Source organism: Pseudomonas sp. MN1F (assembly GCF_009391885.1).
GTDB lineage: Bacteria > Pseudomonadota > Gammaproteobacteria > Pseudomonadales > Pseudomonadaceae > Aquipseudomonas.
Genome location: NZ_VZII01000035.1, coordinates 37,996 through 64,962, shown reverse-complemented (window position 1 = coordinate 64,962; position 26,967 = coordinate 37,996). Strand labels below are relative to the sequence as shown.

At 60.7% G+C, this 26,967-nt stretch carries 23 protein-coding genes; 11 read left to right on the top strand and 12 right to left on the bottom strand.

Annotated features, from left to right (window positions below):
- Positions 1–776, bottom strand: a 776-nt coding sequence (locus F6X59_RS17625) for an SIS domain-containing protein (protein WP_372240430.1), incomplete at its 3' end; no start/stop codon positions are given.
- A 103-nt stretch (positions 777–879) separates the two neighbouring features.
- Here F6X59_RS17625 and zwf point away from each other — a divergent pair.
- On the top strand, positions 880–2,322 hold the full coding sequence (zwf, locus tag F6X59_RS17620; protein WP_152957310.1) for a glucose-6-phosphate dehydrogenase: 1,443 nt from the start codon (positions 880–882) through the stop codon (positions 2,320–2,322).
- Positions 2,323–2,334: 12 nt separating this feature from the next.
- Here the strand turns inward: zwf and F6X59_RS17615 are convergent, their stop codons facing one another.
- On the bottom strand, positions 2,335–4,563 hold the full coding sequence (locus tag F6X59_RS17615; RefSeq protein WP_372240429.1) for a putative bifunctional diguanylate cyclase/phosphodiesterase: 2,229 nt from the start codon (positions 4,561–4,563) through the stop codon (positions 2,335–2,337).
- Between the two features lie 367 nt (positions 4,564–4,930).
- Between F6X59_RS17615 and uvrD the strand changes: the two genes are divergently transcribed.
- From uvrD to F6X59_RS17600, 3 genes are all read left to right on the top strand, one after another.
- Entirely contained in the window at positions 4,931–7,117 is a 2,187-nt protein-coding gene (gene uvrD, locus F6X59_RS17610) for a DNA helicase II (RefSeq protein ID WP_152957309.1), read from the top strand.
- A gap of 111 nt (positions 7,118–7,228) precedes the next feature.
- On the top strand, positions 7,229–8,086 hold the full coding sequence (locus F6X59_RS17605; protein ID WP_110638879.1) for a Tim44 domain-containing protein: 858 nt from the start codon (positions 7,229–7,231) through the stop codon (positions 8,084–8,086).
- A 114-nt stretch (positions 8,087–8,200) separates the two neighbouring features.
- On the top strand, positions 8,201–8,608 hold the full coding sequence (locus tag F6X59_RS17600) for an SMI1/KNR4 family protein (RefSeq protein ID WP_027917084.1): 408 nt from the start codon (positions 8,201–8,203) through the stop codon (positions 8,606–8,608).
- Positions 8,609–8,737: 129 nt separating this feature from the next.
- Here F6X59_RS17600 and F6X59_RS17595 read toward each other — a convergent pair whose 3' ends face one another.
- Complete coding sequence (locus tag F6X59_RS17595) at positions 8,738–10,498, bottom strand: cation:proton antiporter (protein ID WP_152957308.1); 1,761 nt, start codon at positions 10,496–10,498, stop codon at positions 8,738–8,740.
- A gap of 333 nt (positions 10,499–10,831) precedes the next feature.
- Here F6X59_RS17595 and F6X59_RS17590 point away from each other — a divergent pair, with 333 nt between their 5' ends.
- Positions 10,832–11,317, top strand: a complete 486-nt coding sequence (locus F6X59_RS17590) for an acyl-CoA thioesterase (RefSeq protein WP_152957307.1) — start codon at positions 10,832–10,834, stop codon at positions 11,315–11,317.
- On the opposite strand, the gene pdxY is transcribed toward F6X59_RS17590, so the two are convergent.
- Complete coding sequence (pdxY, locus tag F6X59_RS17585) at positions 11,314–12,186, bottom strand: pyridoxal kinase PdxY (protein ID WP_152957306.1); 873 nt, start codon at positions 12,184–12,186, stop codon at positions 11,314–11,316. The two genes, F6X59_RS17590 and pdxY, sit on opposite strands and share 4 nt — an antisense overlap.
- 120 nt (positions 12,187–12,306) lie before the next feature.
- Here pdxY and F6X59_RS17580 point away from each other — a divergent pair, with 120 nt between their 5' ends.
- Positions 12,307–12,699 carry a DUF3301 domain-containing protein gene (locus tag F6X59_RS17580; RefSeq protein WP_152957305.1) on the top strand — a complete coding sequence of 131 codons (393 nt, stop codon included), beginning with the start codon at positions 12,307–12,309 and terminating at the stop codon, positions 12,697–12,699.
- Positions 12,700–12,702: 3 nt separating this feature from the next.
- On the opposite strand, the gene F6X59_RS17575 is transcribed toward F6X59_RS17580, so the two are convergent.
- Genes F6X59_RS17575 through zigA form a run of 3 tightly spaced genes read right to left on the bottom strand, consistent with a single transcriptional unit; the run spans position 12,703 to position 15,542 of the window.
- Positions 12,703–13,671, bottom strand: coding sequence for a GTP-binding protein (locus F6X59_RS17575; RefSeq protein ID WP_152957304.1), 969 nt, complete (start codon positions 13,669–13,671; stop codon positions 12,703–12,705).
- Between the two features lie 39 nt (positions 13,672–13,710).
- Positions 13,711–14,337, bottom strand: coding sequence for a DUF1826 domain-containing protein (locus tag F6X59_RS17570; RefSeq protein WP_152957303.1), 627 nt, complete (start codon positions 14,335–14,337; stop codon positions 13,711–13,713).
- Positions 14,334–15,542 (bottom strand): zinc metallochaperone GTPase ZigA, encoded by a 1,209-nt coding sequence (gene zigA, locus F6X59_RS17565; RefSeq protein WP_152957302.1) that lies wholly within the window; start codon positions 15,540–15,542, stop codon positions 14,334–14,336. Before zigA ends, F6X59_RS17570 begins: the two co-directional genes overlap by 4 nt.
- A gap of 112 nt (positions 15,543–15,654) precedes the next feature.
- Here zigA and F6X59_RS17560 point away from each other — a divergent pair, with 112 nt between their 5' ends.
- Together F6X59_RS17560 and folE2 are read left to right on the top strand one after the other, a co-directional pair.
- A complete protein-coding gene (locus F6X59_RS17560; RefSeq protein WP_152957301.1) occupies positions 15,655–16,035 on the top strand; it encodes a glutamine synthetase in 381 nt (126 codons plus the stop codon).
- A gap of 21 nt (positions 16,036–16,056) precedes the next feature.
- Positions 16,057–16,944, top strand: a complete 888-nt coding sequence (folE2, locus tag F6X59_RS17555; RefSeq protein ID WP_152957300.1) for a GTP cyclohydrolase FolE2 — start codon at positions 16,057–16,059, stop codon at positions 16,942–16,944.
- A 3-nt stretch (positions 16,945–16,947) separates the two neighbouring features.
- Here the strand turns inward: folE2 and F6X59_RS17550 are convergent, their stop codons facing one another.
- Positions 16,948–17,475, bottom strand: coding sequence for a DUF3617 domain-containing protein (locus F6X59_RS17550; protein ID WP_152957299.1), 528 nt, complete (start codon positions 17,473–17,475; stop codon positions 16,948–16,950).
- 130 nt (positions 17,476–17,605) lie between these two features.
- Between F6X59_RS17550 and cls the strand changes: the two genes are divergently transcribed.
- Positions 17,606–19,045, top strand: coding sequence for a cardiolipin synthase (gene cls / locus F6X59_RS17545; RefSeq protein WP_152957298.1), 1,440 nt, complete (start codon positions 17,606–17,608; stop codon positions 19,043–19,045).
- 50 nt (positions 19,046–19,095) lie between these two features.
- Here the strand turns inward: cls and cfaB are convergent, their stop codons facing one another.
- Positions 19,096–20,280 carry a C17 cyclopropane fatty acid synthase CfaB gene (gene cfaB, locus F6X59_RS17540; RefSeq protein ID WP_152957297.1) on the bottom strand — a complete coding sequence of 395 codons (1,185 nt, stop codon included), beginning with the start codon at positions 20,278–20,280 and terminating at the stop codon, positions 19,096–19,098.
- 208 nt (positions 20,281–20,488) lie between these two features.
- Between cfaB and lpdA the strand changes: the two genes are divergently transcribed.
- On the top strand, positions 20,489–21,889 hold the full coding sequence (gene lpdA, locus F6X59_RS17535) for a dihydrolipoyl dehydrogenase (RefSeq protein ID WP_152957296.1): 1,401 nt from the start codon (positions 20,489–20,491) through the stop codon (positions 21,887–21,889).
- A gap of 73 nt (positions 21,890–21,962) precedes the next feature.
- Positions 21,963–22,871 carry a LysR family transcriptional regulator gene (locus F6X59_RS17530; RefSeq protein WP_346652434.1) on the top strand — a complete coding sequence of 303 codons (909 nt, stop codon included), beginning with the start codon at positions 21,963–21,965 and terminating at the stop codon, positions 22,869–22,871.
- Here the strand turns inward: F6X59_RS17530 and F6X59_RS17525 are convergent.
- From F6X59_RS17525 to F6X59_RS17515, 3 genes are all read right to left on the bottom strand, one after another.
- Positions 22,857–23,627: a substrate-binding domain-containing protein gene (locus F6X59_RS17525; protein ID WP_152957294.1), complete on the bottom strand. Its 771-nt coding sequence runs from the start codon at positions 23,625–23,627 to the stop codon at positions 22,857–22,859. The two genes, F6X59_RS17530 and F6X59_RS17525, sit on opposite strands and share 15 nt — an antisense overlap.
- Positions 23,624–24,922, bottom strand: a complete 1,299-nt coding sequence (locus F6X59_RS17520) for an MFS transporter (protein ID WP_152957293.1) — start codon at positions 24,920–24,922, stop codon at positions 23,624–23,626. The genes F6X59_RS17525 and F6X59_RS17520 overlap by 4 nt, the downstream gene beginning before the upstream one ends.
- Positions 24,923–25,182: 260 nt before the next feature.
- A complete protein-coding gene (locus tag F6X59_RS17515) occupies positions 25,183–26,754 on the bottom strand; it encodes a glycosyltransferase family 39 protein (protein WP_152957292.1) in 1,572 nt (523 codons plus the stop codon).
- Positions 26,755–26,967 lie beyond the last annotated feature (213 nt).

Below are 26,967 nucleotides of genomic sequence, written 5' to 3'. Positions count from 1 at the left end.
CCACGGGCCATGGCCACGCCCATGGCCAGCACGTCGATCACCACCAGGTGAGCAATACGCGAGGTCAGTGGGGTGTAGATCTCGGTGTCTTCATGCACGTCGATTGCCAGGTTGACCGTCGACAGCTCCGCCAGTGGCGTCGCGCTTGGGCACAAGGTGATCAGGTTGGCACCGCTTTCGCGCACCAGGTTGGCGGTGATCAGCAGGTCCTTGGAACGCCCCGACTGGGAAATGCACACAGCCACGTCACCCGGCTTCAACGTCACCGCCGACATGGCCTGCATGTGCGGGTCGGAGTAGGCTGCGGCGCTGAGCAGCAGGCGGAAGAACTTGTGCTGGGCGTCGGCGGCTACCGCGCCGGATGCACCAAAGCCATAGAACTCTACGCGTTGCGCCTGAGCCATGGCGCTCACGGCCTGCTGCAGGGCCTGCGGGTCCAGGTGCTCACGCACTTCCATCAGCGTGTGCAGGGTAGTATCGAAAATCTTCAGGCTGTAGTCGGCAACCGAGTCGTCTTCATGAATCGCGAACTGGCCGAAACTGGCGCCAGCCGCCAGACTCTGCGCCAGCTTGAGCTTGAGATCCTGAAAACCCGAACAACCGATCGCCCGGCAGAATCGCACAATGGTCGGCTCGCTGATGCCCACGCTGTGCGCCAGGTCGGCCATGGAGCTGTGCATCACGGCAGCCGGGTCGAGCAGCACGTGGTCGGCCACTTTGAGTTCCGATTTGCGCAGCAGGTGGCGCGATTGGGCGATATGTTGCAACAGATTCACGGGCTGGACTCGGTTATGATCGGCTGGCCGGGATGTAGCTTTCTTGTAGTTATACTACATGGACGCCAACCCGCCCAGTTAAACGAACGTGGAGAGTGGTGGTTTGACTATTCCTTGCGACATTCTGGTGTTCGGTGGCACCGGTGATCTGGCCCTGCACAAACTGCTGCCAGCGCTCTATCACCTGTATCGCGAGGCGCGCCTGAACAACGCGGTGCGCATCATTGCCCTCGCCCGCCGCCACATAAGCCGTAACGAATACCTCAAGCTCGCCGAGCGCCATTGCCGGGCGCAGATCGCCCGCCACGACTTCGACGAAGATGTGTGGCAACGCTTTTCCGCACGCCTCGACTACTTCCCCATGGATGCTGCGCAAAGCGCCGATTTCGGCCGCCTGGCCCGCTACCTCGGCGAGCCTGGAGGGCTAACCCGCATCTACTACCTGGCCACTGCACCCAACCTCTTCGTACCCATCGCCAACCACCTGCGGATTGCCGGGCTGGCCGACAGCGAAGCGCGCATCGTGCTGGAGAAACCGATCGGCCACTCGCTGGCATCCGCCACCGCCATCAACGAAGCGATCGGCGCGGTGTTCGACGAAACGCAGGTGTTTCGCATCGACCACTACCTGGGCAAGGAAACCGTGCAGAACCTGATGGCCCTGCGCTTCGCCAATGCCCTGCTGGAGCCGGTATGGCGCAACGGCCAGGTCGACCATGTACAGATCAGTGTCTGCGAAACCCTGGGCGTGGAAAACCGCGGTGGCTACTACGACCGCGCCGGAGCGACCCGCGACATGCTGCAGAATCACCTGCTGCAGCTGCTGTGCCTGGTGGCCATGGAGCCACCTGCGCAATTCGAAGCCGAAGCCGTGCGCGACGAGAAAGTGAAGATCCTGCGCGCCCTCAAGCCCATTACCGGCCAGGATGTGCAGGACAAGACCGTGCGTGGCCAGTACGGTGCCGGCCACATCGGCGGCCAGGAAGTACCGGCCTACTACTTCGAGAAAGATGTCGACAACGACACCGACACCGAAACCTTCGTCGCCGTGCACGCCCACATCGACAACTGGCGCTGGGCCGGCGTGCCCTTCTACCTGCGGACCGGCAAGCGCATGGCGCGGCGCTCGTCGCAGATCGTCATCCAGTTCAAACCAGTGCCCCACGAGCTGTTCAGTGGCGGCCAGGTCAACCAGCTGCTGATCCAGCTGCAGCCGGAGGAACGCATCAGCCTGCGCATGATGACCAAGAGCCCCGGCAAGGGCATGCGCCTGGAGCCGGTCGACCTGGACCTGAACCTTGCCCAGGTATTTGGCCAGACCCGCCGTTGGGACGCCTACGAGCGTCTGCTGCTGGACATCCTGGAAGGCGATTCGACGCTGTTCATGCGCCGCGACGAAGTGGAGGCCGCCTGGGCCTGGATCGACCCGATCATCAAGGGTTGGGAAGAGCACTTCCAGGCGCCCCGCCACTATGCTGCTGGCAACAACGGCCCGGAACAGGCCAACAGCCTGCTGGCCAGGCATGGCAGGCACTGGCATGGCTGAGTGATCTTGCGCTCAATGCGCCCATGGACGGGCAAGCATCTGCCTGAACTCCGGCTCAGGAACAGGCCTGCTGATGAGATAGCCCTGAACCTCATCACACGCCTGCTCACGCAGGAACGCCAATTGTTCCGCCGTTTCCACCCCTTCCGCCACCACCTTCAGGCCCAGGCCTCTGGACAGGGTGATGATCGCCCGGGTGATGGCTGCATCCTGACTACCCTCGGACAGGCCACGGATGAATGCCTGGTCGATCTTCACGTAGTCCACCGGCAGGCGCTTGAGGTAGCTCAATGACGAATAGCCGGTGCCAAAATCATCGATGGCCAGCTTCACTCCCAGTGCGTGCAGTTGCTCGAAGGTCGTGATGATGTGTTCGACGCTGTCCAGCAGCTGGCTTTCGGTCAGCTCCAGCTCCAGCAGATGCGGCGCCAAGCCGGTTTCCTCGAGCACCTGACGCACCAGACTGACCAGCTTGCCCTGGCGCAGCTGGTAGACCGACAGGTTGACCGAAACCCGAACCTCCAGCCCTTGCCGCAGCCATTCGCGCGCTTGTTTGCAGGCTTGCCGGAGCACGAACTCACCAATAGGGGCGATCAGCCCGGTTTCTTCTGCCAGGCCGATGAATTCCCCTGGCGGCACCATGCCCCTCTCTGGATGCTGCCAGCGCACCAGTGCTTCGGCAGCATGCAGGTGCCCACTGAGCAGGCACAGTTTGGGCTGGTAATAGACCATCAGTTGTTCTTCTTCGATGGCCTTGCGGAGCTGGTTCTCCAGCTGCAGGCGCTCAAGGGTGCTGGCGCGCAGGCTCTCGGTATAGAACTGGAAGTTGTCACCGCCCAGATGCTTGGCATGCTGCTTGGCCATGTCTGCCTGGCTGATCAGGGCATCGGCATCGAGCGTGACATCGGACAGCACACTGATACCCACCGAAGCACTGACCACCACCTCATGCCCATCGAGCCGCTGCGTCTTGCGCAACTTGTTCAACAAGCGGGTGGTGACCCGCACCAGGCTCGACAGGTTGCTGTAACCATCGAACAGCACGGCAAACTCATCGCCGGACAGCCGCGCCACGGTGTCCGCCTCGGGAACGGTGCTGACAATGCGCCGGGCAATCTTGCGAATCAGTTGATCAGCCAGTTCATGGCCCAGGCTTTCATTGAGCAGCTTGAAACGGTCCAGGTCGATATGCAGCAGGGCAAGGCTGCGGCCGTTGCTGCGCACGCGTTGCGCGGCTTGCTGCAGGCGCAACCGGAACAGTGAACGGTTGGCCAACCCGCTCAGTTCATCGTAGTGCGCCAGATAGCGCAGGCGCTCCTCGGATGCCCGGCACGCCGACAGGTCGGTAAAGAAGCCGACCACCTGGCTCAATTGGCCCTGGGCGTCACGTACAGCCGTCAGCTGCAAGCGTTGCGGGTGCAGCTCGCCGTGCTTGCGCGCCTCTACCAGTTCACCCTGCCAACCGCCTTGCTGCGCCAGCGCCGACTCGATGGCCTGGCTGTGCCTGCGCGCATCACTGTGGCATGGCAATTCGAACAACTCGCGCGCCAGCAGCTCGGAGCGGTTATAGCCAGTCATCTGGCAGTAAGCCTGATTCACCGCCAGCACCCCGAAATCGGCGCTGAGAATCACCACACCCTCATTACAGGCTTCGAACACCGTGGCAGCAAGGCGCTGCTGCTCTTCGAGCACCTTCTGCGCCGAGACCCGTTGCAGGTCCTGGTTCAACGCCTGATTCTGGAAACGCCGCAGCAGGCTGCGGTCGAGCAGGCGGTTGACCTGCCAGGCCACCACCAGCAACGCCGCCAGCAGGATCAGCCCGAGCCAGCCCCAACCGCGCTGCTGCCCCGCCTCGAAGTAGAACAGGAACAGGATGGGTGGCAACAGGCAGGGCAAGGCAAAGCTGAGAAAGGCCGGCAGGCTGACTGCATAGGCAATGCTCGCACTCAAGGCGGCCATCCCCAGCAGCCCGAACACCCAGGCCTGCTGCACGAAGTTGTCTTCCGGCACCAGCGCGATTGCGGCACAGGCCAAGGTCAGGCCGCTGAACGCCGAACCGAACAGGAACATGCGGCGCCAGCCGGGGTTGGCCTGGCGTTGCGCCGTGGCTGCATCGAACGCCGCAACCTGGATCACCCGCAGGGCCACCAGCGCCAGCAGCCACACCAGCCAAACGCCCACCAGCAGATAGCGCCCAGGGTTCCACAACAGCCAGGCGCACAGCAGGCCGTTGAGCAGCATGAACAATGTAGGTAACAGAGAGCCTTGATACAGCAGACGCGTTCGCTCGACGGAGAGCTGAGTGGCGAACTGCCTGCGCACATTCCTTGTCATCTCCGGCGATACTCCGATCGCCGTGCAGTCCTGGTTCATAGCGCTGGTTCTTGTAGTGTTCTTGTTATGGTTGGCACTAAACGAGCTGCGATCTTACACAAACGGCAGCCCTGGCCAAACTCCTCCGGGTCATCTTTCACCAAGCCACGCGGGTACGGATACTGGTACAGCTGAAATGTCGCGAGTACCAGAACCCGATGAGCGACAGCGCGACAGGTGAATATTTATACAGTAGGCGTTTGCCCGTTGACCGGCCTGCCCCTAGAATGGCCGGATGCACACAGATGACCTCTCCCTCCTGCTGAATTCCCTCAACGATGCCCAACGCCAGGCCGTCGCGGCCACGCTTGGGCGTCAGCTGGTGCTTGCTGGCGCCGGTTCCGGTAAAACCCGCGTGCTGGTGCACCGCATCGCCTGGCTGATCCAGGTCGAGCAGGCATCGCCGCACTCGATCCTGTCGGTGACCTTCACCAACAAGGCTGCCGCCGAAATGCGCCAGCGGATCGAGCAGTTGCTGGGTATCAACCCGGCCGGCATGTGGGTGGGCACCTTCCACGGCCTGGCGCACCGCCTGTTGCGGGCGCACTGGCAGGAAGCACGCCTGGTGCAGAACTTCCAGATTCTCGACAGCGATGATCAGCAGCGGCTGATCAAGCGTGTCATGCGCGAGCTCGGCCTGGACGAGCAGAAATGGCCAGCGCGCCAGGCGCAATGGTTCATCAACGGGCAAAAGGACGAGGGCCTGCGCCCACAACATATCCAGGCCAGCGGCGACCTGTTCCTGCAGACCATGCGTGATGTCTACAGTGCCTATGAACTGGCCTGTGAGCGCGCCGGGGTCATCGATTTCTCCGAATTGCTGCTGCGCGCCCTCGACCTGTGGCGCGACCACCCTGGCCTGCTGGAACACTACCAGCGGCGCTTCCGCCACCTGCTGGTGGACGAATTCCAGGACACCAACGCCGTGCAGTACGCCTGGCTGCGCCTGCTGGCAGGCAAGAACGGTGGCAGCCTGATGGCGGTGGGCGACGACGACCAGTCGATCTACGGCTGGCGCGGCGCCAAGATCGAGAACATTCACCAGTACACGGCCGACTTCCCCGACGCCGAGATGATCCGCCTGGAGCAGAACTACCGCTCCACCGGCGGCATCCTCAAGGCCGCGAACGCGCTGATCGCCAACAACAGCGGGCGCCTGGGCAAGGAACTGTGGACCGACATGGGCGAAGGCGAACCGCTGACGCTGTATGCCGCCTACAACGAGCACGATGAAGCGCGCTATGTGGTCGAGACCATCGAGAGCCTGATCAAGCAAGGCAGCGCGCGCAATGACATCGCCATCCTGTATCGCTCCAACGCCCAGTCGCGGGTGCTCGAAGAAGCCCTGCTGCGCGAACGCATCCCCTACCGCATCTACGGTGGCCAACGCTTCTTCGAGCGTGCCGAAATCAAGAATGCCATGGCCTACCTGCGCCTGATCGAAGGCCGCGGCAACGATGCGGCACTGGAGCGGGTAATCAACGTGCCACCCCGTGGAATTGGCGAGAAAACCGTCGAGGCCATTCGCGAGCATGCCCGCCACAGCCAGCTGTCCATGTGGGAAGCCATGTGCCAGTTGCTGGCCGCCAAGGCGCTGAAAGGCCGCGCCGCTTCTGCCCTGGGTGCCTTTATCGAGTTGATCGAGGGCTTGGCCAGCAAGGTTGCGGATATGCCGCTGCACACCATGACCCAGACGGCCATCGAGCAGTCCGGCCTGATCATCTATCACCAGGAAGAAAAGGGTGAAAAGGGCCAGGCACGGGTAGAAAACCTTGAGGAACTGGTCAGCGCCGCGCGCAACTTCGAAACCAGCGAAGACGACGCCGACCTGTCGCCGCTGTCGGCCTTCCTTGGCCACGCTTCGCTGGAGGCCGGCGATACCCAGGCGGACGAGCACGAAGACAGCATCCAGCTGATGACCCTGCACAGCGCCAAGGGCCTGGAATTCCCCTACGTCTTCCTGGTGGGCATGGAAGAAGGCCTGTTCCCGCACAAGATGAGCCTGGAAGAACCCGGCCGCCTGGAAGAGGAACGCCGCCTGGCCTACGTGGGCATCACCCGCGCCATGCGCCAGCTGATCATGACCTATGCCGAGACCCGCCGCCTTTATGGCAGCGAGACCTACAACAAGGTTTCTCGTTTCGTACGTGAGATTCCGAGTGGCCTGGTTCAGGAAGTACGCCTTTCCAACAGTGTCAGCCGACCGTTCGGCGGTTCGACCAGCACGAGCAGCAACCTGTTTGCCAATGCGGCCATTCCGCAGACCGCCTTCAGCCTGGGCCAGCGCGTGCAGCACGCAGTGTTTGGCGAAGGGGTGATCCTCAACTTCGAGGGTTCCGGTGCCCAGGCGCGGGTGCAGGTGAACTTTGCCGAAGGCAGCAAATGGCTCATGCTGGGATATGCCAAGCTAGAGGCCATCTAAAAGCCTCGAAACATTCCAGGCAAAAGCTGGAAACATCTTGTCGCTGGTCATGTGCACAGGAACCTGTGCACCATGGCGCGCGTGCAATCCACAACAGGGGAAATCCCATTTATGCAACGTTTTCTTAGCATCGCACTGGCGCTCTGCGTCGGCCTGACGCTGAGCCTGGACGCCAACGCCAAGCGTTTCGGCGGCGGCAAGAGCTCGGGCGCCGCACCTATCCACCAGACCCGCCAGGCTACGCCAACCACGCCTGCTGCCGCGCCGACCGCTCCAGGCCGCGCCCCGGCCGCCGCCAGCGGTGCCTCGCGCTGGCTGGGCCCACTGGCCGGCCTCGCCGCCGGTGGCCTGCTGGCGTCCATGTTCATGGGTGACGGCTTCCAGGGCATGCAGATCATGGACTTCCTGATCATGGGCCTGATCGCCTTCCTGGTGTTCCGCTTCATTGCCGCACGCCGTCGTCAGCAGCAGCCGCAAATGGCCGCTCCGGGCCACGCGCCGTTCCAGCGTGAAGCCCATGGCCAGCAGCCAGCCCAGCCGTCGATCTTCGGTGGTTCGGCCGCCCCTGCCGCCGCAGCCGCTCCGGTAATCAACGCACCGGCCTGGTTCAACGAGCAGAGCTTCCTGGCTGCGGCCCGCAGCCACTTCCAGTCGCTGCAGCAGCACTGGGATGCCAACGAGATGGACAAGATCGCCGAGTTCGTCACCCCGCAGATGCTTGAATTCCTCAAGCGCGAGCGTGCCGACCTGGGTGATGGCTTCCAGTCCACCTACATCGATGACCTCGATGTGCAACTGGACGGTGTCGACGATCGCGCCGACCGCACCGACGCCACCCTGACCTTCCGTGGCGTGTCGAAGACCTCGCGCTTCGACCAGGGCGAAGCCTTCAGCGAAAGCTGGCACATGGTTCGCGCCCAGGGCGAGAACCAGCCATGGCTGGTCGCCGGTATCCGTCAAAACGGTTAACCGTCGCACGTTGCACAAAAAACCCCGGGCCTGTCCCGGGGTTTTTGCTTTTGCCAGAGCAGGCTACTAGGGTATAACGCGCAGCGTTGTCATCAAGGTCAGAGGATGTAAACCGTGGAAGAAGTGATCGAACAACTCCGTGAAGCCAATGAACCCGTGCCGGTGCCGCTGGAGCTTCCCGATGAAGACCAACTGGTCGAGATCGAGGAACAGCTGTTCATCAACATTCCGTTCGTGTTCAAGGAGTTTCTGCTGACGGTCAGCGATGTGGTCTATGGCTCGCTGGAGCCGGTGACCTGCACCGATCCGCAGTCGCACACCTACCTGCCCGACGTCGCTGCCAACGCCTGGGACGCCGGTGTGCCGCGCGACCTGATTCCGCTCTGCGAGGACGGCAATAATTACTACTGCGTCGAGGAAGACGGCACCGTGGTGCTGTGGGAAGGCGACGAAGAAGCCGTTGCCGAGGAGAGCTGGGAGTCGGTGTGGCACTGGGCACGGGACGTGTGGCTGGAAAGCTGAAAAGCGCAGTCAAAACAATGGCTTAGCGCCATCATCCCAGTTAAGATCGCCAGGCTTTCTGCGCCTGGCGACATCGCTACCGCTCCATCCCCTCGGACGACGGTGAAATCTTGCGCAGAGGGCATGCCCTCAGTGCGAATGATCGCGACTGTTCTCCAGCGTCTCCAGCAAGGCGATCTGCATCCGCGAATGCACGCGGATGAACCAGCGCCACAGCAACGCCACCACCACCGCTGCTACCACCGCGATCACCAGCAATAGCTCGCTGGTCGGCAAGATGCTCGCCGACAACGCCGACAGCAGCAGGAAGATCACCAGCAGCGACACCAGCGGAATCACCTCGGCAATCACGCGACGCACACGCTGGGTATGCCGGCCGGCCATTTCCGGCTTCACGCCCATCTCAGCCAACAGCATCGACAGTGCCTTGAGCTTGCGATAGGCGGCAATCAGGAAAGGCAGCGACAGCAGCAACGCCGCGCCCCAGATCAACGCCTTCTGCTGGCTGACATCCGTCACCCACTCATTGAGCCAATTGCCGATGCGTCCGGCAAAATAACCGCCGCTGAAGAAAATCGCGATCACCAGCGCCAGGTTGACCCCCACCTGCAGCAGGATGCGCCGGATCATCGCCGCCAGCATGGCACTTTCACCTTGCGGCTGAATGTTGCGCAACCATTCCCCATACAGTGACAGCACCCGCGCCAGGCGCCGTGGCACCACGTTGCCGAGCTTCAGTGACAGCGGGTCGGCGGCGCGGATCAGGTAAGGCGTCAGCAGCGTAGTGATAGCCGAAACCGCCACCGCCACCGGGTAAAGGAAGTCGCTGGTGACCTGAAGGGTCATCCCCAAGGCCGCGATGATGAAGGAGAATTCGCCAATCTGCGAAAGGCCCATACCCACCCGCAGCGAGGTACGGCCATCGTTACCGGCGATGAATGCGCCCATGCCGCACGACAGCATCTTGCCCAGCACCACCGCCAGGGTGATCACCACGATCGGCCAGGCATAGTCAATCAGCACCTGAGGGTCGATCATCAGGCCGATGGCGACGAAGAAGATCGCGCTGAACAGGTCGCGCACCGGCTCGATCAGGCGCTCGATCTTCAACAGTTGGCGCGACTCGGCCATGATCGCACCGATCAGGAAGGCCCCCAGTACCATGCTGTATTCCAGCTTGACCACCAACAGGCAGAAACCGAAGCACAGGCCCAGCACAGTAATCAGCAACATCTCATTGCTTTCGAATTTCGCCACGTAGGCCAGCAGGCGCGGCACCAACAGGATGCCGATGACCAGCGCGACGATCATGAACAACGACAGCTTGCCGACCGTCGAAAACACCTCGCCGGAGCTGACCGAGCCACTGACGGCGATGCCGGACAGCAAGGCGATGATGCCGATGCCGAGGATGTCCTCGACAATCAGCACGCCAAAGATCAGTTGGGCGAAGCGCTCGTTCTTCATCTTCAGGTCATTCAGCGCCTTGACGATGATGGTGGTCGAGGAAATCGCCAGGATCGCGCCAAGGAACAGCGAGTCCATGGTATTCCAGCCGAACCAGCGGCCGATCTCGAAACCGATCCAGATCATCAGGACGATTTCCAGGAACGCCGCGATAAATGCCGTGGCGCCGACCTTGAACAGCTTGCGCAGGCTGAACTCCAGGCCCAGGCAGAACATCAGGAAGATAACCCCCAGCTCGGCCAGGGTCTTGATCGTGTCTTCGTCGTGGATCAGGCCGAACGGCGGCGTGTGCGGGCCGATGATGAAGCCGGCGACGATGTAGCCCAGTACCACGGGCTGCTTGAGGCGATGAAAAAGAATCGTCACCACACCGGCGACCAGCATGATCACTGCCAGGTCCTGGATGAAGCTGATGGCATGCATGGCGCGATACTCCTTGTCGACTTTGCTGGATGCCCAGGCAGACCGCTCCTCTGCCAAGGCCAAGCCGAGCGAGCAGCAAGTACATACTGTATTGAATGCAAGAACGCCCACGTTGCATGGGCGTAGTCAGGTTAACATCGCACCCCGCCGCAAAAAGCCGGTGCAATATGTAGAAACAGATCGGCTGATCAGCCGTCTGTGATGACGTAATTGGCGTGACGATGGAGCGTCCGGCAACGTCCCGTAATTCAGGAAGGCAAACCTTCTAGAGGGGAAACAGAAGTGTCAGCAGATACCCGCCCCGATTCAGCGCAACCTCACCGTGAGCACACTATGGAACCTGGAAACGCCCAGCTGAGCATGACCGTCCTGATGACCCCGGACATGGCCAACTTTTCTGGCAACGTACACGGCGGCACCTTGCTCAAGTACCTCGACGAAGTGGCCTATGCCTGTGCCAGCCGCTATGCCGGCAGCTATGTGGTGACCTTGTCGGTCGACCAGGTGATCTTCCGCGAGCCGGTACATGTCGGCGAGCTGGTGACCTTCCTCGCCTCGGTCAACTACACCGGCAACACCTCGATGGAAGTGGGTATCAAGGTGGTCACCGAGAACATCCGCGAGCGCTCGGTACGCCATTCCAACAGCTGTTTCTTCACCATGGTCGCGGTTGATGACAACCGCCGCCCGGTGCCGGTGCCGCCACTCCAGCCGCACTCCAGCGAAGAGAAGCGCCGCTTCCTGCAAGGCCAGCAGCGCCGCCAGATCCGCCAGGAACTGGAAAAGCGCTACCAGGACCTGAAAACCGACTCGATCTAGAGCGCCAGGCGCTGCGCCTCGAAGCGCACGCGTGGGTGAGCAATGCGATCCTGGGCACGCACCAGCTGCAGTTCGTAGCTGGCGCAGGCCTGGGTTTCCAGCAGCACCTCATGCACGGCCGCTGCCGTGAATTCAAAGGCCTGCAGCCAGCTGTCGCCCAGCAGCACCCGGGCCAGGAACAACCCCGAAGTCAGGTCACCCACGCCAACCGGTTGCTGCGGGAAGGCCAGCAGGGGACGACGCAGGTGCCAGCTTTCTTCGCGGGTCACCAGCAACATCTCGAACAAGCCTTCATCACGGCCCGGATACGACAGGTGCTTGACCAGCACCACTTGCGGGCCACGTTCGAGCAGGCCGCGCGCCATGCTCACGCAGTCCTCGAGCGATTGCGCACGACGGCCGCAGAAGCTGTCCAGTTCCAGCTGATTGGGGCAAAGGATATCCGCCTTGGTCGCGGCTTCATCGAGCAGGAACTCGCTGACCTCCTGCGGAACGATGCAGCCCTTCTGCGCATGGCCCATGACCGGGTCACACAGGTACAGTGCCTTCGGGTTCACAGCCTTGATGCGTTCGACGCCAGCCAGAATCGCCCGCCCCTGCTCGGCGCTACCCAGATAGCCGGACAGCACGGCGTCGCATTGGCCCAGCTCGCCGATGTTGGAAATACCTTCCACCAACGCAGGAATTTGCGCTGGAGCGAGCACTTCGCCCGCCCACTGGCCATACTGAGTGTGATTGGAAAACTGTACAGTATTGAGGGGCCAGACGTTGACCCCGATACGCTGCATGGGGAACACCGCAGCGCTGTTGCCGGCGTGGCCGAACACCACGTGGGACTGGATGGCGAGCAGATGCGGGGTACGTTTCATGCGGGAAGATTCCAAAGCTGTTTCAAGGATTGTGCAGCGCGCAGTATGGACTCGATTGCCACCTGTACGACAGGCCAGGGACGCAGTTAAGCTGGTTCGACCTGTTTGGAGCATACGTAAATGTTGACCCTGGAGAATCTCTTCGTCCTGATGTTGTTGGCCACGGCAGGCGCTTGGTTATGGCACAACCATGGGCTGCGCGAGAAGGCCCTGGAGCGGGTCAAACAGCATTGCGCCAAGCTCGACCTGGAGCTGCTGGATGACGCCGTTGCGCTCAAACGCATTGCGTTCATCCGCGATGCAAACGGCAAGAAGCGCCTGGCCCGGGTCTATGCCTTCGAGTTCACCGTGACCGGTGAACAACGCCACCCTGGCACCGTGACCCAGTTCGGCGCCCACAGCGCGCAGATCGAACTGGCACCCTACCCGTTCGAGATCAGGACACCACCACGGGCTGACAATGTGATCGAGATGCAGCAATGGCGCCAGGAACACAATCGCTGGCGCAATTGACAATCAGATCAGGCATTGCGCCAGAGCCCTCTGTAACAGCGGCTCTGGCTGCGCCTGCTCGAAGATCAGCTCGATGCGCGAGTCCTTGCGCCATTCGCTTGGCTGCCACTGCGGCAAGTCAGCGTCCAGCCCATTGAATGACTGCCACCCATCCGCACTGTGGATAACTCCCTTGGCACGCCGCCATGGCCAGGCCGCAAGAAATGCCTGCAAGCGCTGCGGGTCAAATCGCTGACTGGGGTGCCAGCGCCAGCCGATGCTCCACCCCCCCTCACCTTCCTGAGCTGAGCAAATTGGCATGGAAGTATCTATCCACAGGGCTGAAGGCGCTGTGGATAGACTCGCTTCAGGCAAATTATTCACAGAACTGTCACTGATTCGACTTGTGGATGAAACAGGCAGCATGTCGAGTTCGACCAAGCCCTGCTGGGTCCAAATCGTGTGGATATTTAAAAACTCTTTATTTATCAACAGCTTAATATCTTCATCCACAGCGTCTGCCTTGTTCAGCAGAACCAGCGCTGCCGCTTGCAAGGCCTGTTGCTGAGCCTCCGGTAATGGCTCACCTCGGGCCAGTGCATGAGCATCCAGCACCATCACCAACGGTTGCACCGCCAGCACCCCAACCCAGGGTGGCTGCTGCAGCTGGTTCAGCAACTGCACAGGATGACCAAGCCCGGAAGGCTCGATGAACAACCGGTCGGGCCGAGCCTTGCGCAGCAGGCGGCCGAGCCCGACCTGGAACGGTGTACCGTTCACGCAACACAGGCAGCCACCGGCCACCTCGCCGATGGCGATACCGTCCTCGTCACGGCTGAGCAACGCCGCGTCGAGGCCGACCTGGCCAAATTCGTTGACCAGCACGGCCCAGCGTTCGTTTGCAGGGCGCTGGGCCATCAGCTGGCGGATCAGGCTGGTCTTGCCAGCCCCCAAGGGACCGGCGATGACGTAGGTGGGGATGTTCTGCAGCATGCCAGGACTTCTATGCGGAGTTCACCCCACTATGCCCCGTCATGCCAGCCAGTCAAGGCTGAGCAGCAACCGCCGCTGTTCACTGGCTGGCGAGCGGTGGATAAGTCCCGCGCCTTCATTACCCAGCCATTTTTCCCCTTTGAGCACAGCCACCTCACCCGCCTGCAGGGTGCGAATGTTATCCACAGGCGCTGCCGCCAGATGCAGACCTACCCGCTCTACTGCGCCTTCTTCCAGCCATTCGCTGCCAGGGCCGACGTAGGTGGTCAGCAAGCGCACGGGCACGTTATCCACATGGAAGCGCGGGCACATGGCACCTTGCAGCACCCGCAGCCGCAACCCCACCCGCCGTGCACCGAGCAGGCAGGTGTAGGCCGATACCAGCCACTTCACCTCGGCAACAAATCCCTCGTAGCCCTGCAGCTCGGCTGCCTCCTGCAGCAAGCCAGGCAGTCGCGGCGGCTCGTGCTCGTTCACATCGAGTACGCGCTGGTCTGCCAGGGGCTGGCCGAGGCTGACCGCCAAGGCGGCAAAGTCTTCCAGCTGAGCTGGCAAGCGGCGCTGCCAGACGGCCAGGTTCACGCCATCCTGGAAGATCTCGGTGAGTACCTTTGGCGCTTCACCAAAGGCCTGGCGGATATCCACAGGGCGCAACGCCGGGTTCATGCTGCTTCCTCGGCATGCCAGGGACCGAACGGATCCGGCAGGCGAAGCCAGGCCACCGGCCCGAGCGCCATTTCCTCATCGCTCAGCAGGCAGGCATCCAGCTCTGTGGATAACCGCGCGAAGTCGATGTTCTGCCCAATGAATACCAGCTCCTGGCGGCAGTCACCGGTTTCGGCGTGCCAATGCTTGAGAATGTCCGCCGTGCTCTGCTCATCCTGTGGCCAATGCTCGCGTGGAACAAACCGCCACCAGCGCCCGGCCAGGCCATGACGCATCATGCCGCCAGCCTGCGACCAGCTGCCGGCTTCCTGGAATTTGCTGGCCAGCCAGAAAAAGCCCTTGGAGCGCAGCAGCCTGCCGTTGCGCCAGGTGTTGTGGATAAAATCGAAGAAGCGTTGAGGATGCAGTGGCCGGCGGGCTTCCCAGGTGGTCGCCGCGATGCCGTACTCCTCGGTTTCCGGTATGTGCTCGCCGCGCAACTCCTGCAGCCAACCGGGTGCCTGCGCGGCCTGGTCGAAATCGAACAGCCCGGTATCGAGAATCCGCGCCAGCGGCACCTGGCCCATGACCATCGGCACGATCTGCGCGCGGGCATTGAGGCTGCGCAGAATGGCGGTGAGTTCCTCTCGCTCGTGCTGGCTGATCAGGTCGATCTTGCTCAGCAACAGCACATCGGCGAACTCGACCTGTTCGATCAACAGGTCGCTGATGGAGCGCTCATCTTCTTCACCCAGCGTCTCGCCGCGGCTGGCCAGGCTATCGGCTTGCTGATAATCGCGCAGGAAATTCAGGCCATCGACCACGGTGACCATGGTGTCCAGGCGCGCCATATCGGACAGGCTACGGCCTTGCTCATCGCAGAAGGTGAAGGTTTCGGCGACCGGCAGGGGTTCCGAGATACCGGTGGACTCGATCAGCAAATAGTCAAAGCGGCCTTCCTCGGCCAGTCGCGCGACTTCTTCCAACAGGTCTTCACGCAGGGTGCAGCAGATGCAGCCGTTGCTCATCTCGACCAGTTTTTCTTCTGCGCGGTTAAGGCTGACGTTGCGCTGCACTTCGCTGGCGTCGATGTTGATTTCACTCATGTCGTTGACGATCACCGCGACCCGAAGGTTGTCGCGGTTACGCAGTACATGGTTGAGCAAGGTGCTCTTGCCGGCGCCGAGGAAGCCGGACAGCACGGTGACAGGGAGGCGGTTGGACATGGTGAAACCTCTTCAGGCGGACGCACTCGAAACGATGCATTGCACAATGTTATAAAGTAACAATATAATTTCGCCAAGCCGTACTCGTCGCAAGCGTACTTCGGAGATGGAAATGAGCCTGTCACGTGCTGCCCTGTTGCTGCTGCTTCTCACGCCCGTGCCTGCCTTGGCATTGGCGCAAGGCAGTTCGCTAGCGCTGTGTACCCGGAGCGCAACGCTACTCGCCTGCCAGGACGGTAAAGGCAGTTACTACAGCGTGCGCACCGAAGGCAGCCATTTCTACTTGCGCGGCTTCGACACGGCCACTCGCCGGCTCTGGTCGCAGACCAACAGCCGCTATGGCGCGCTGACGTTGTTCACCGGGCTGGCCAGCGATGGCGAAGCCTGGTTCGGCTACAGCCGACGTGTTGGCTGGACCACGTTAAATCGCGTGTCGAGTTCCAGCGGCCAACGTTTCAATTTGCATTGCAGCCTGGTCGGCGGATGTCGCTGACCCCTTTTGCCTGGTATCCCCATGACTAGCCTGACGCTTCCGGACATTGCCACACAGCCCCAAGCGCACGCCGTCCCGCTTGATTGGGTCGGTATGTGCGGTATCGCCTTACCCATCCAATTTGACGGCCGTCAGGTGTCGGCCATGGCCAATGCCGGTGTCAGCCTGGTAGATGGCACTTCGCGGGGCATCCATATGTCTCGCCTCTACCTCGCACTGGAATCGCTTGAAGAGCAGCCGTTGACGCCCTTGGTCATTCGCCGTCTTCTGGCAGACTTTCTCGCCAGTCACGAAGGGCTTTCCAGCGCTGCTTATCTCAACCTGGCTTTCGAGCACTTGCTGAAACGACCCGCCTTGGTCAGCCCACTCGCTGGCTGGAAGCGCTATCCAATCACCCTCGAAGCGAAGATAGAAAATGAAATGTTCCACGTGGAACTATCAGTTCGTGTGCCGTACTCCTCAACATGCCCTTGCTCGGCAGCGCTGGCAAGGCAACTGATTCAACAGCAGTTCGAGGCTGATTTCTCAGGGCAGCACCTGGAACGCAGTGCGGTATTGGAGTGGTTGGGCAGCAGCCAGGGCATCGTCGCAACGCCGCATAGCCAGCGCAGCCAGGCGCTGATAAGCGTGCGCCTGCAAGACAATCTGGAGTCGTTACCCATAACCGAATTGATCGACCGGATTGAGACCAGCCTGGGTACGGCTGTGCAAACCGCCGTAAAGCGTGCAGACGAACAGGCGTTCGCTTTGGCCAATGGGCAGAACCTGATGTTCTGCGAGGACGCCGCTCGGCGACTGCATCAGTCGCTACGGCAGTCGGAGTGGGGTAGCGCCTTCAAGCTGCGCGTGGAACATGCAGAGAGCCTGCATGCCCACGATGCGGTAGCCAGCAGCCAGTGGCAGTGGTGAAACTCAGGTACGGGGTTTGACTGTGCCGCAGTCGTTGCCGAGCCATACGGCCCGGGTGTTCATACTGCCCTGCTGCTGAACGCCCGAGGCATTGAAGGTGCCGTTCACCTGAGTGGTGAATTCCTTGTCGCTGAGGAAAGTCGCCTGGCCGGTGCCTTGGGCCTTCGGGCAGCTGAACTGAAACTTCCAGACATTACCGGTGCGGTCGGTGATCTTCTGGGTACAACCCGACTTCGGATCCTGCAACGGAATATCGTTGGTCTGCACCTGCTCACGCGTCAGGCACGAACGCACCCCATTGCCGCCAATCGTAACACCCTGTTTGGCCAATACCCCTTCCATCATGGCCCGCTGTTCCGGCGGCAGGTTCTTCAATTGCCCGAGCATGAACTGCATATCGGGTAACGGCTTGCCATCGACCTGCATGTTGCTGGTAGTCAGTTCCCACAAACCAGGTTGCAACATCTGCGCATGTACCAGTGGGCTGCCCAGGCCCAAGGCCAGGGCCAACAGTTGCAGACGAATCTTCATGTACGAACGCTCCTCGAAAAACCGGCCAACGGGCCGGGCTCAGCCTTAGACGCCAAATCCGCTTTCAGGTTGAAAGCCGGACGTGGAACGTGTTCTGTTATCCACTGTGTGTTCGGCAAGCAGGATGCGTATGGATTACCACAGCCCCTACTTTTTCGGCTACGTGCTCGGCCTGATTCATTTGCTCGGCATGATCGCCGCGTTGCATGCAGTGTTCACCGTGCGTACCGCTCAAGGCGCAATTGCCTGGGCCATGTCGTTGTTCTTCATTCCTTACTTCACGCTGATTCCCTACCTGATCTTTGGTGCGCGATCCTTCTACGCCTACATCCAGGCCCGGCGCCAGGCCAACCAGGAAATGCACGTGGCCATGGCCAGCCTCAACTGGCGGCCCTGGGTAGAGGAAGCCCTCACTGCCCGAGAATCAGAAAGCTACGCAGCCTTGCGGGCCATGCCGAAACTCGGGCGAATGCCCTGCCTGGCTAATAACCAAGTGAAGCTGCTGATCAACGGCAAAGCCACTTTTGACGCTATCTTCGCCGCCATCGAGCAGGCACGCGAAGCAGTGCTGGTCCAGTTTTTCATCATCCACGACGACACCCTGGGCAAAGACCTGCAGCAGTTGTTGCTGCGCAAGGCGGCCGAGGGGGTGAAGGTATTCGTGTTGTACGACCGTGTCGGCAGCCATGCCCTGCCCGCTAGCTACAGCCAGGTGCTGCGTGAAGGCGGTGTGCAGATCCATGCCTTCGCCACCCGCCGCGGATGGTTCAACCGCTTCCAGGTCAACTTCCGCAACCACCGCAAGATCGTCGTGGTCGATGGCCTGCTCGGCTTCATCGGTGGGCATAACGTAGGCGACGAATACCTCGGCAAGGATCCACATCTGTCACCTTGGCGCGATACCCATGTGCAGATCAGCGGCCCAGTACTGGCCTGCCTGCAGGAGTCGTTTGCCGAGGATTGGTACTGGGCCACGCGTCAGCTGCCACCTTTGATTCTGCCAGACACCTACCCCGACAACGGCGTACTGTGCCAAGCCCTGGCCAGCGGCCCGGCAGACCCGCAGGAAACCTGTTCGTTGTTCTTCATTGAGGCCATCCACTCGGCGAACAAACGGGTATGGATCACCAGCCCTTACTTCATCCCGGATGAAGCGGTGTTCGCTGCCTTACGTCTGGCGGTGCTGCGCGGGGTGGATGTGCGCGTGCTGATTCCTTCTCGGCCCGATCACAAGATCGTCTATGCGGCCTCCAGCCTGTTCGCGTTCGAAGCGGTACGCGCAGGGGTGAGGATGTTCCGTTATCAGCCTGGCTTCCTGCACCAGAAGGTAGTGCTGGTGGATGACGAGATCAGCGCGATCGGCAGCGCCAACCTGGACAACCGCTCGTTCCGGCTCAACTTCGAGATCACCTTGCTGACGGTAGACCGCCCATTCGCCGACCAGGTGGAGGCGATGCTGCTGGAAGACTTCGAACAGGCCCGTGAGATCACCGCCGAGGACAGTCGTGATACCCATCGCGTTCAGCAGCTGGGGATGCGCATCGCGCGGCTGATTTCACCCATTCTCTGAATGAAGAAGGGGCCGCTTTTGCGGCCCCCTCTGCGTTCAGTGATAGAGGTTCAACGATAAAGATCTTCCCGCGTCCACGGCAGATCATGGTGCCCGTCGGCATAAGGCTTCACGGCCAGAATTTGATGCAGGTTGATCCAGCCCTTCTGGAACGCATAAGCACACCCGGCCAGGTACAGGCGCCAGATGCGCAAGGTCTTCTCCGGCACCAGCCCCGCCGCTTTGTGCAACTGGTTCTCGAGGTTCTCGCTCCAGTGATGCAGGGTCTTGGCGTAGTGCAAGCGCAGGCTCTCGACGTCCACCACCTCCAGCCCCGCTTCACAGATGCAGGCGGTGATCATCGACAAATGCGGCAGCTCACCATTGGGGAATACGTAACGGTCGATGAAGTCACCTGCCCCTCGCCCGACAGGTCGGCCATCGATGTGCTTGGCAGTGATGCCATGGTTCATCACCACGCCACCTTCCCTCACCGCGCCGAACAGCTTCTGGCAATACAGCGCCAGGTTGGCGTGCCCGACGTGCTCGAACATGCCAACGCTGACCACTTTGTCGAAGCGGCCGTCCTGTGGCAGGTCGCGATAGTCGAGAATCTGCAGGTCGACCTTGTCGGCCAGGCCCTCGGCCTTTACCCGCGCGCGCCCAAGCTTGAGCTGCTCTTTGCTAAGGGTGATACCGAATACCTTGGCGCCATATTCACGCGCGGCGAAACGCGACAACCCACCCCAGCCACAACCCACATCGAGCAGGTAGTCACCGGCATCCAGGCGTAGCTTGCGGCACAGGTGATCGAACTTGTCCTGTTGAGCTTGATCCAGGGTGTTGTCCGGCTCACGGAAATAGGCGCAGGAATAGGCCATGTCCTGATCGAGCCAGAGTTGATAGAAGTCGTTGGAGACGTCGTAGTGGTAGGAAATAGCCTTGGCGTCTGTGCGCTTGTCATGGGCCAGACGCTCTGGCGGGGTGTCATCTTCGTCGATCAGCAGCGCTTCGCTGAGCTCGTCGCACACGCGGATGGCTTCACCAATATCACCTTCCAGCTCCAGCTTGCCCTCCACGAACGCAGTGCCCAGCTGGTCCAGGCTTGGGTGGGTCAGCTGGCTGATCAGCTGCGGCTCCTTGACCAGGATGGTGACCTGAGGGCTTGGGCCCAGATCGAACTGGTTGCCGTCCCACAGTTTCAGCCGCAGCGGCAGATGCAGGCTTTGCAGTGCCGGTGGAAGTTGAGCAAGCATGAACACCCCTCCTTTCCCTATCAGGCCACGACGCCTGTAATTTCGAACGTCGCGGGATCAGAGTAGTTCATTCGTGGGAGGTTTCCTCTAAACGAGACCAAGGTCTAGAACCAACTGATCTGATGAGAGCAACAGATTGTATACAATCTGCGCTTCTGAGCTTAACCTTATGCCCCTCTCGCGCTTCCTCATCTGGAGTACAAAACCCATGAAATCCTATGACGTGGTGATCATCGGCGGCGGCCCTGGCGGCTACAACGCAGCGATCCGCGCCGGCCAGCTGGGCCTGAGCGTCGCCTGTGTGGAAGGCCGTTCGACCCTCGGTGGCACCTGCCTGAACGTCGGTTGCATGCCGTCCAAGGCGTTGCTGCACGCATCCGAGCTTTATGAAGCTGCCAGCGGCGACGAGTTCGCTCACCTCGGCATCGAAGTGAAGCCGACGCTCAACCTCGCCCAGATGATGAAACAGAAGGACGAGAGCGTAACCGGCCTGACCAAGGGCATCGAGTACCTGTTCCGCAAGAACAAGGTCGACTGGATCAAAGGCTGGGGCCGCCTGGATGGCGTCGGCAAGGTCATCGTCAAGGCTGAAGATGGCAGCGAGACCGCACTGCAGGCCAAGGACATCGTCATTGCCACCGGCTCCGAGCCCACTCCCCTGCCCGGCGTGACCATCGACAACCAGCGTATCATCGACTCCACCGGTGCCCTGGCCCTGCCACAGGTCCCCAAGCACCTGGTGGTGATCGGCGCGGGCGTCATCGGCCTGGAACTGGGTTCGGTGTGGCGCCGTCTGGGTGCACAAGTCACTGTCATCGAGTACCTCGACCGCATCTGCCCGGGCACCGATGAAGAAACCGCCAAGACCCTGCAAAAAGCCCTGGCCAAGCAAGGCATGGCCTTCAAGCTCGGTAGCAAGGTCACCCAGGCAAAAACTGAAGCCGAAGGTGTCAGCCTGACCCTTGAGCCGGCTGCTGGTGGTGCCGCTGAAACCCTGCAGGCCGACTATGTGCTGGTCGCGATCGGCCGTCGTCCTTATACCAAGGGCCTGAACCTTGAGAGCGTAGGGCTGGAAACCGACAAGCGCGGCATGCTCAGCAACCAGCACCACCGCACCTCGGTGCCAGGTGTGTGGGTAATCGGCGACGTCACCTCCGGCCCGATGCTGGCGCACAAGGCTGAAGACGAAGCGGTCGCCTGCATCGAGCGCATCGCCGGCAAGCCCCATGAAGTGAACTACAACCTGATCCCCGGCGTGATCTATACCCGTCCGGAACTGGCTACGGTCGGCAAGACCGAAGAGCAACTGAAGGCCGAAGGCCGCGCCTACAAGGTTGGCAAGTTCCCCTTCACTGCCAACAGCCGCGCCAAGATCAACCACGAGACCGAAGGCTTCGCCAAGGTCATCGCCGATGCCAACACCGATGAGGTGCTCGGTGTGCACCTGGTCGGCCCGAGCGTCAGCGAGATGATCGGCGAGTTCTGCGTGGCCATGGAGTTCGCCGCCTCGGCTGAAGACATCGCCCTGATCTGCCACCCGCACCCGACCCGCTCCGAAGCCCTGCGCCAGGCCGCGATGAACGTGCACGGCATGGCCATGCAGATCTGACCCCGCTGGCTCCGCCGGTTTTTTCGAAATACCATTGATGCACGCTTTCGATCAAACCAGCGGGGCCCACCGGGTGAGCATCAATTTCGATCTGAACGACTTGCAGGCCTTCCGTGCCGTGGTCGAGCAAGGCAGCTTCCGCCGCGCCGCCGATACCATTCGCATCACCCAGTCGGCGTTGAGCCGGCGCATCGAAAAACTCGAGTCGGCGTTGGGGGTGAAACTGCTCGAACGCACCACGCGCAAGGTGTCGCTGACCAATGTCGGGCGTGCTTTCCTGCCGCAGGTCGAACGCCTGCTGGACGACCTCGACCTGGCGCTGCTCAGCGTCGGTGATGGTGGCTCACTGCGTACCGGCACACTGACCATCGCCTGCGTGCCGTCAGCCGCCTACTACTTCATGCCCCATGCGATTCGCGCCTTCCATGCGCAGTATCCGAAAGTGCGCATCAACCTGTACGACGCCTCTGCCAACGAAGTCAGTGCCGCCGTGGCCTCCGGCGAAGCGGATTTCGGCCTTAGCTTCACTGGCAACCTTGCCCCGGAGATTGAATTCAGTGTCTTGCTCGAAGAACGCTATGTCATCGCCTGCCGCCAGGATCACCCGCTGGCCAAGCTGGACAAGGTGACTTGGGCACAAGCCTACGAACACGACTACATCACCCTGGGCAAATCGTCAGGCAACCGTCTGGTACTGGATCGGGCGCTGGCCGGGATGCAGGTCAGCAAAGAGAGTGTGTGCGAAGCCAGGCACGTGACCACCCTGCTTGGCCTGATCGAAGCAGGCCTGGGTATTGCGGCGGTGCCATCGATCGCGCTACCGATGACGCCGCATCCGATCCTCGCCAGCGTTGCACTGGTCGAACCGCAGGTCAGCCGCAAGATGGGCCTGCTCAAGCGCCGCGGCCGCACGCTGACGCCTGCGGCACTCGAGATGGTAAGGCTGATTCGGGAATTGCCCGGCGTATTAGCGGGCGACTGAATCCAGGCCGGTGGCGCGTACGTCAGGCTGCACGGCAGGTGAAGCCAGGTATTGCAGAAGCTGTTTCGCCTCGGCGGGGTGCTCGGCATCCTTCGGAATACCGGCGGCGAAGCGGGTCACCGACTGCAGGCTTTCTGGAATCTTGCCAACGAAGGTCACACCCGGCACGGGCAGCAACTCGGCAACCTGCTGGAAACCAAGCTCATAGGTGCCCTGAGCCACCTGCGAGGCCACCGGTATGCGCTCGACCATGGTGCTCTTGCCGACCAGGCGGTCCTCGATACCCAGCTTCTTGTACAGCTCTTTCTCGATATACACGCCACTGGCGCTGTCCGAGTAGGCCACCGATTTGGCCGCCAACAGTGTCTGCTTCAGTTGGTCGGGAGTGGCGATACCAGGCTTGGCCTGGCCCTGCTTGACCACCATGCCGATGCGCGAGTCCGCCAGCTCGACCCGTGAAGCAGGGTCGACCGTGCCCTGGCGGATCAGCTCATCCAGCGCATAGCCGACCATGATCACCACATCGGCGTGCTCACCGCGTGCGAGGCGATTGGGAATCGCCTCGGGTGCCTTACCCATCGAGGGCCCGAGCACAGTGACCAGTGTATCGCCGCTCTGCGCGGCATACTTGGGCCCTAGTTGCTTGTAGGCGGCGGTGAAACCGCCCGAGGTCATCACGGTCAGTTCGGCAGCCTGGGCTAGGCTGCAGCCAGCCAGGAGAACAGCGGCAAGTAACGCTTTCATCGAGGTCCTCATACAGCCACCGGTGCGCGATTGGCCAGGCGACGGTACAGCATGCAGGTGGCGACGAATGCACAGAGCGCGGCAAACATCATCCAGTAGGCGGGTGCCGCCTTGTCATTGGTGACATGGATCATCCAGGTCGAGATGGCCGGGGTGAAACCACCGAACAGTGCAGTCGCCAGGCTGTAAGCCAGCGAGAAACCTGCCACGCGGACCTCCACCGGCATGATCTCGGTCAGCGCCGGGATCATCGCCCCGTTGTACATGCCGTACAGGAACGAGAACCACAGCAGCACTTCAAGCATGTGGCCAAAGCTCGGCGACTGGGCCAGATAGGTCAGCGCCGGGTAAGCGGTGATCACCGTCATCAGCGACATGGCCAGCAGCAGCGGCTTGCGCCCCAAGCGATCGCTGAGCGCACCGCCGATGGGCAACCAGATGAAGTTCGACACCGCCGTCAGCAAGGTCACCAGCAGCGCGTCACCGGTACTCAGTTGCAGCACGGTCTTGCCGAAGGTCGGCGCGTACACCGTGATCATGTAGAAGGCGGTGGTGGTCATGGCAACCATCAGCATGCCAAACAGCACCATGCCGGAATTGGCGGCCAGCGTCGCCAGCACCTGCTTCATGGTAGGGCGATGCTCGCGCGCAGCGAACTCCTCGGTTTCCTGCAAGCTGCGACGCAGCAGGAAGATCACCGGGATGATCATGCAGCCCACAGCAAACGGCACGCGCCAGCCCCACTGGGCGATCTCGGCGGCAGACAGCCATTCATTGAGGGCAAAGCCAAGCGCTGCGGCGACGACGATAGCCACCTGCTGGCTGGCGGACTGCCAGCTGGCGTAGAAGCCCTTGTGCCCTGGCGTGGCCATTTCGGCCAGGTACACCGAAACCCCGCCAAGCTCCGCACCCGCCGAGAACCCTTGCAGCAAGCGCCCGATCAGCACCAGCGCCGGGGCCAGAAGCCCGATGCTGGCGTAACCGGGCACCAGCACGATCAGCAAGGTCCCGCTGGCCATGATCGCCAGCGTGACGATCAACCCTTTGCGTCGGCCTACGTCATCAATGTACGCACCCAGGATCACCGCACCCAGCGGGCGCATGAGGAAGCCTGCGCCAAACACGGCGAAGGTCATCATCAACGAGGCGAATTCATTGGACGCGGGGAAGAAGGCCGCCGCGATATGCGTGGCATAGAAGCCGAACAGGAAGAAGTCGAACTGTTCGAGGAAGTTTCCGGACGTAACCCGGAAGACCATACCGGCCTTGGACTTGCCCTCGGGCACCGAGTGTGATGGCAGACTCATGGTGGATCTCCAGCGTTTCTTAATAATTGTAAGTGCTTATTTCTGGAATGATCGTCGAAAGCAGCGCTGGAGATAATCGTTCATTTTTCATTAATTGATGCGCAGATGGCATCAATGAGACCTGTGCTACGGCTTCCTGAGCGGTAAGTGAGCACGACTCAGCGCTTTGATGGTTATCAAGATTGCCCTGATAAACGGAGGGGTATTTCAGTATCCCGGATGCCGCCGATACATTTCGAGTTAGCAGGGTAAGGCTGGGGCTAGTTTGCTTTCACGTTATAGGGCAAGCGAACACTGTAAAGGCGCACTTGGGTATCGCCGACTTTTAACGTACTGACCTTATGCCAATTTTCCGGGATGGGAGAGAAATCATCGGGCGGTTCGCTATTGCTAATCAACCAGACTCTGGTTTGGCCGACGGGTAGATTTTCAAGGCTGTCGAAATAGATTTTATCGGCATCATTGTTCACCAGTGTGCCAAATCCGTAGTTACCTGGCCGACCCGAAGCGCCGTTGGCCTGTGGCGGCGTATAGAGCAGTGGCACTGACCCGGTCTTGTTATAGTAGACATAGCTGAAATACCAGAAAAGATCGCTGACGATAATACGGTCATTCGCACGATAGTTTTCATTGACGAAGTTGACCAGCGTGTTGAACTGATCATCATCCTTTTGATAGTAATTACTCAGGCCGCCCAACTCTACCGCCAGAAAAGTCACCAGGGTGGCTATTGCCGCATAGCGAAAACTACGCTTCATTCGATCAAAGGCGACTGCCAGTATTATCGGTAAGCCCAGGGCAGAAAACATCAGATAACGTTCGACCAGAAGTGGCGTGATCCACGAGACCAAAAATACGACGATCAACGGCAGAAACGTATAGATCGCCATTAGCGTATGCAATTTATGCGGGCTTCGATCATGCCGGCAGACAGCGCCCGTTAGCAGCGCCAACGCTAGTGGCAGTGCAAAGTAAACTGGCCATTTCAGATCCAGGCCATCGGTCAGGGCCAGATACTGCCAGAGTGTCGATGGCAGTGAATGCAGTGTAACGGGCAGTATCCAGCCAATGTCGCCACCCGCCTTCAGTTGGTCAAGGTGCTGCAGCAGGTCGATCAAGCTGGGAATCCAGGGGATATACAACAAGACGATCAAGCTGTTGGCGACCCACCATGCTGGCCGAGTGATGAGGCGGCGTTTGTCGCCGCGTACAAGCAATAGATAAGCCCAGTGAGACAGTACGCAAAGGCCAGTGAAATAATGAGTATAGAAACTTGCCGCCATTAACAGCACATACACGAAAAGGTAGCGGTGGCGCTCAGGATTTTTTACCCAATATACAAGCGCGATGGTTGCTCCCAGCAGGAAGAATCCCATTAGGGAGTACATGCGCGCTTCTTGACTATAACGCACTGCAATTGGCAGCAAGGCCAACAAAACACCAGCCAGTACGGCTGCACGTCGTGTTGCAATCTGGTAAGCCAGCCACATGCCCAGGGCTACAGTGCCAACACCTGTCAGCACGCTGATGAACCTGACCGAAAAGACACTGTCCCCGAATGCAGCTATCCAGGCGTGTAGAAGGAGAAAGTAAAGTGGTGGGTGTACGTCATGGGCGCTGTGGACCCAGATGAGCGAGGGTGAGTACTGGCTCATCAACAAGCTGGAGCCCTCGTCGCACCATATGGCGGAGGCCGTTGAACCGTACACTCGCGCCAGCGTGGCGAGCAACAGGATTGGTAGCGGCCAGAGTTTCCTGGCCCATACAGCGAATTTCTTCGCATTGCCGGGAGCTGGGCTTTTCCCACTGACGTTGTGTTCGTGAGACTTCATGTTTCCTCCAGCCCGGTGCAGCCTTGTGAGCACTTCACCTCACCATCAAAAAATAGTCCTAGGAAAAGCTGCCTGCAAACTGCCCTGGTGGGAGGGCTTATCTAGACTACTCTCGCGGAAAAGCGACGCGGTTGAGCTGGACCAACGGTATGACCCAAAAACGGAAAACCCCCGTAGTTACGGGGGTTTACGCGTTGTGTCGAACTTTATTGT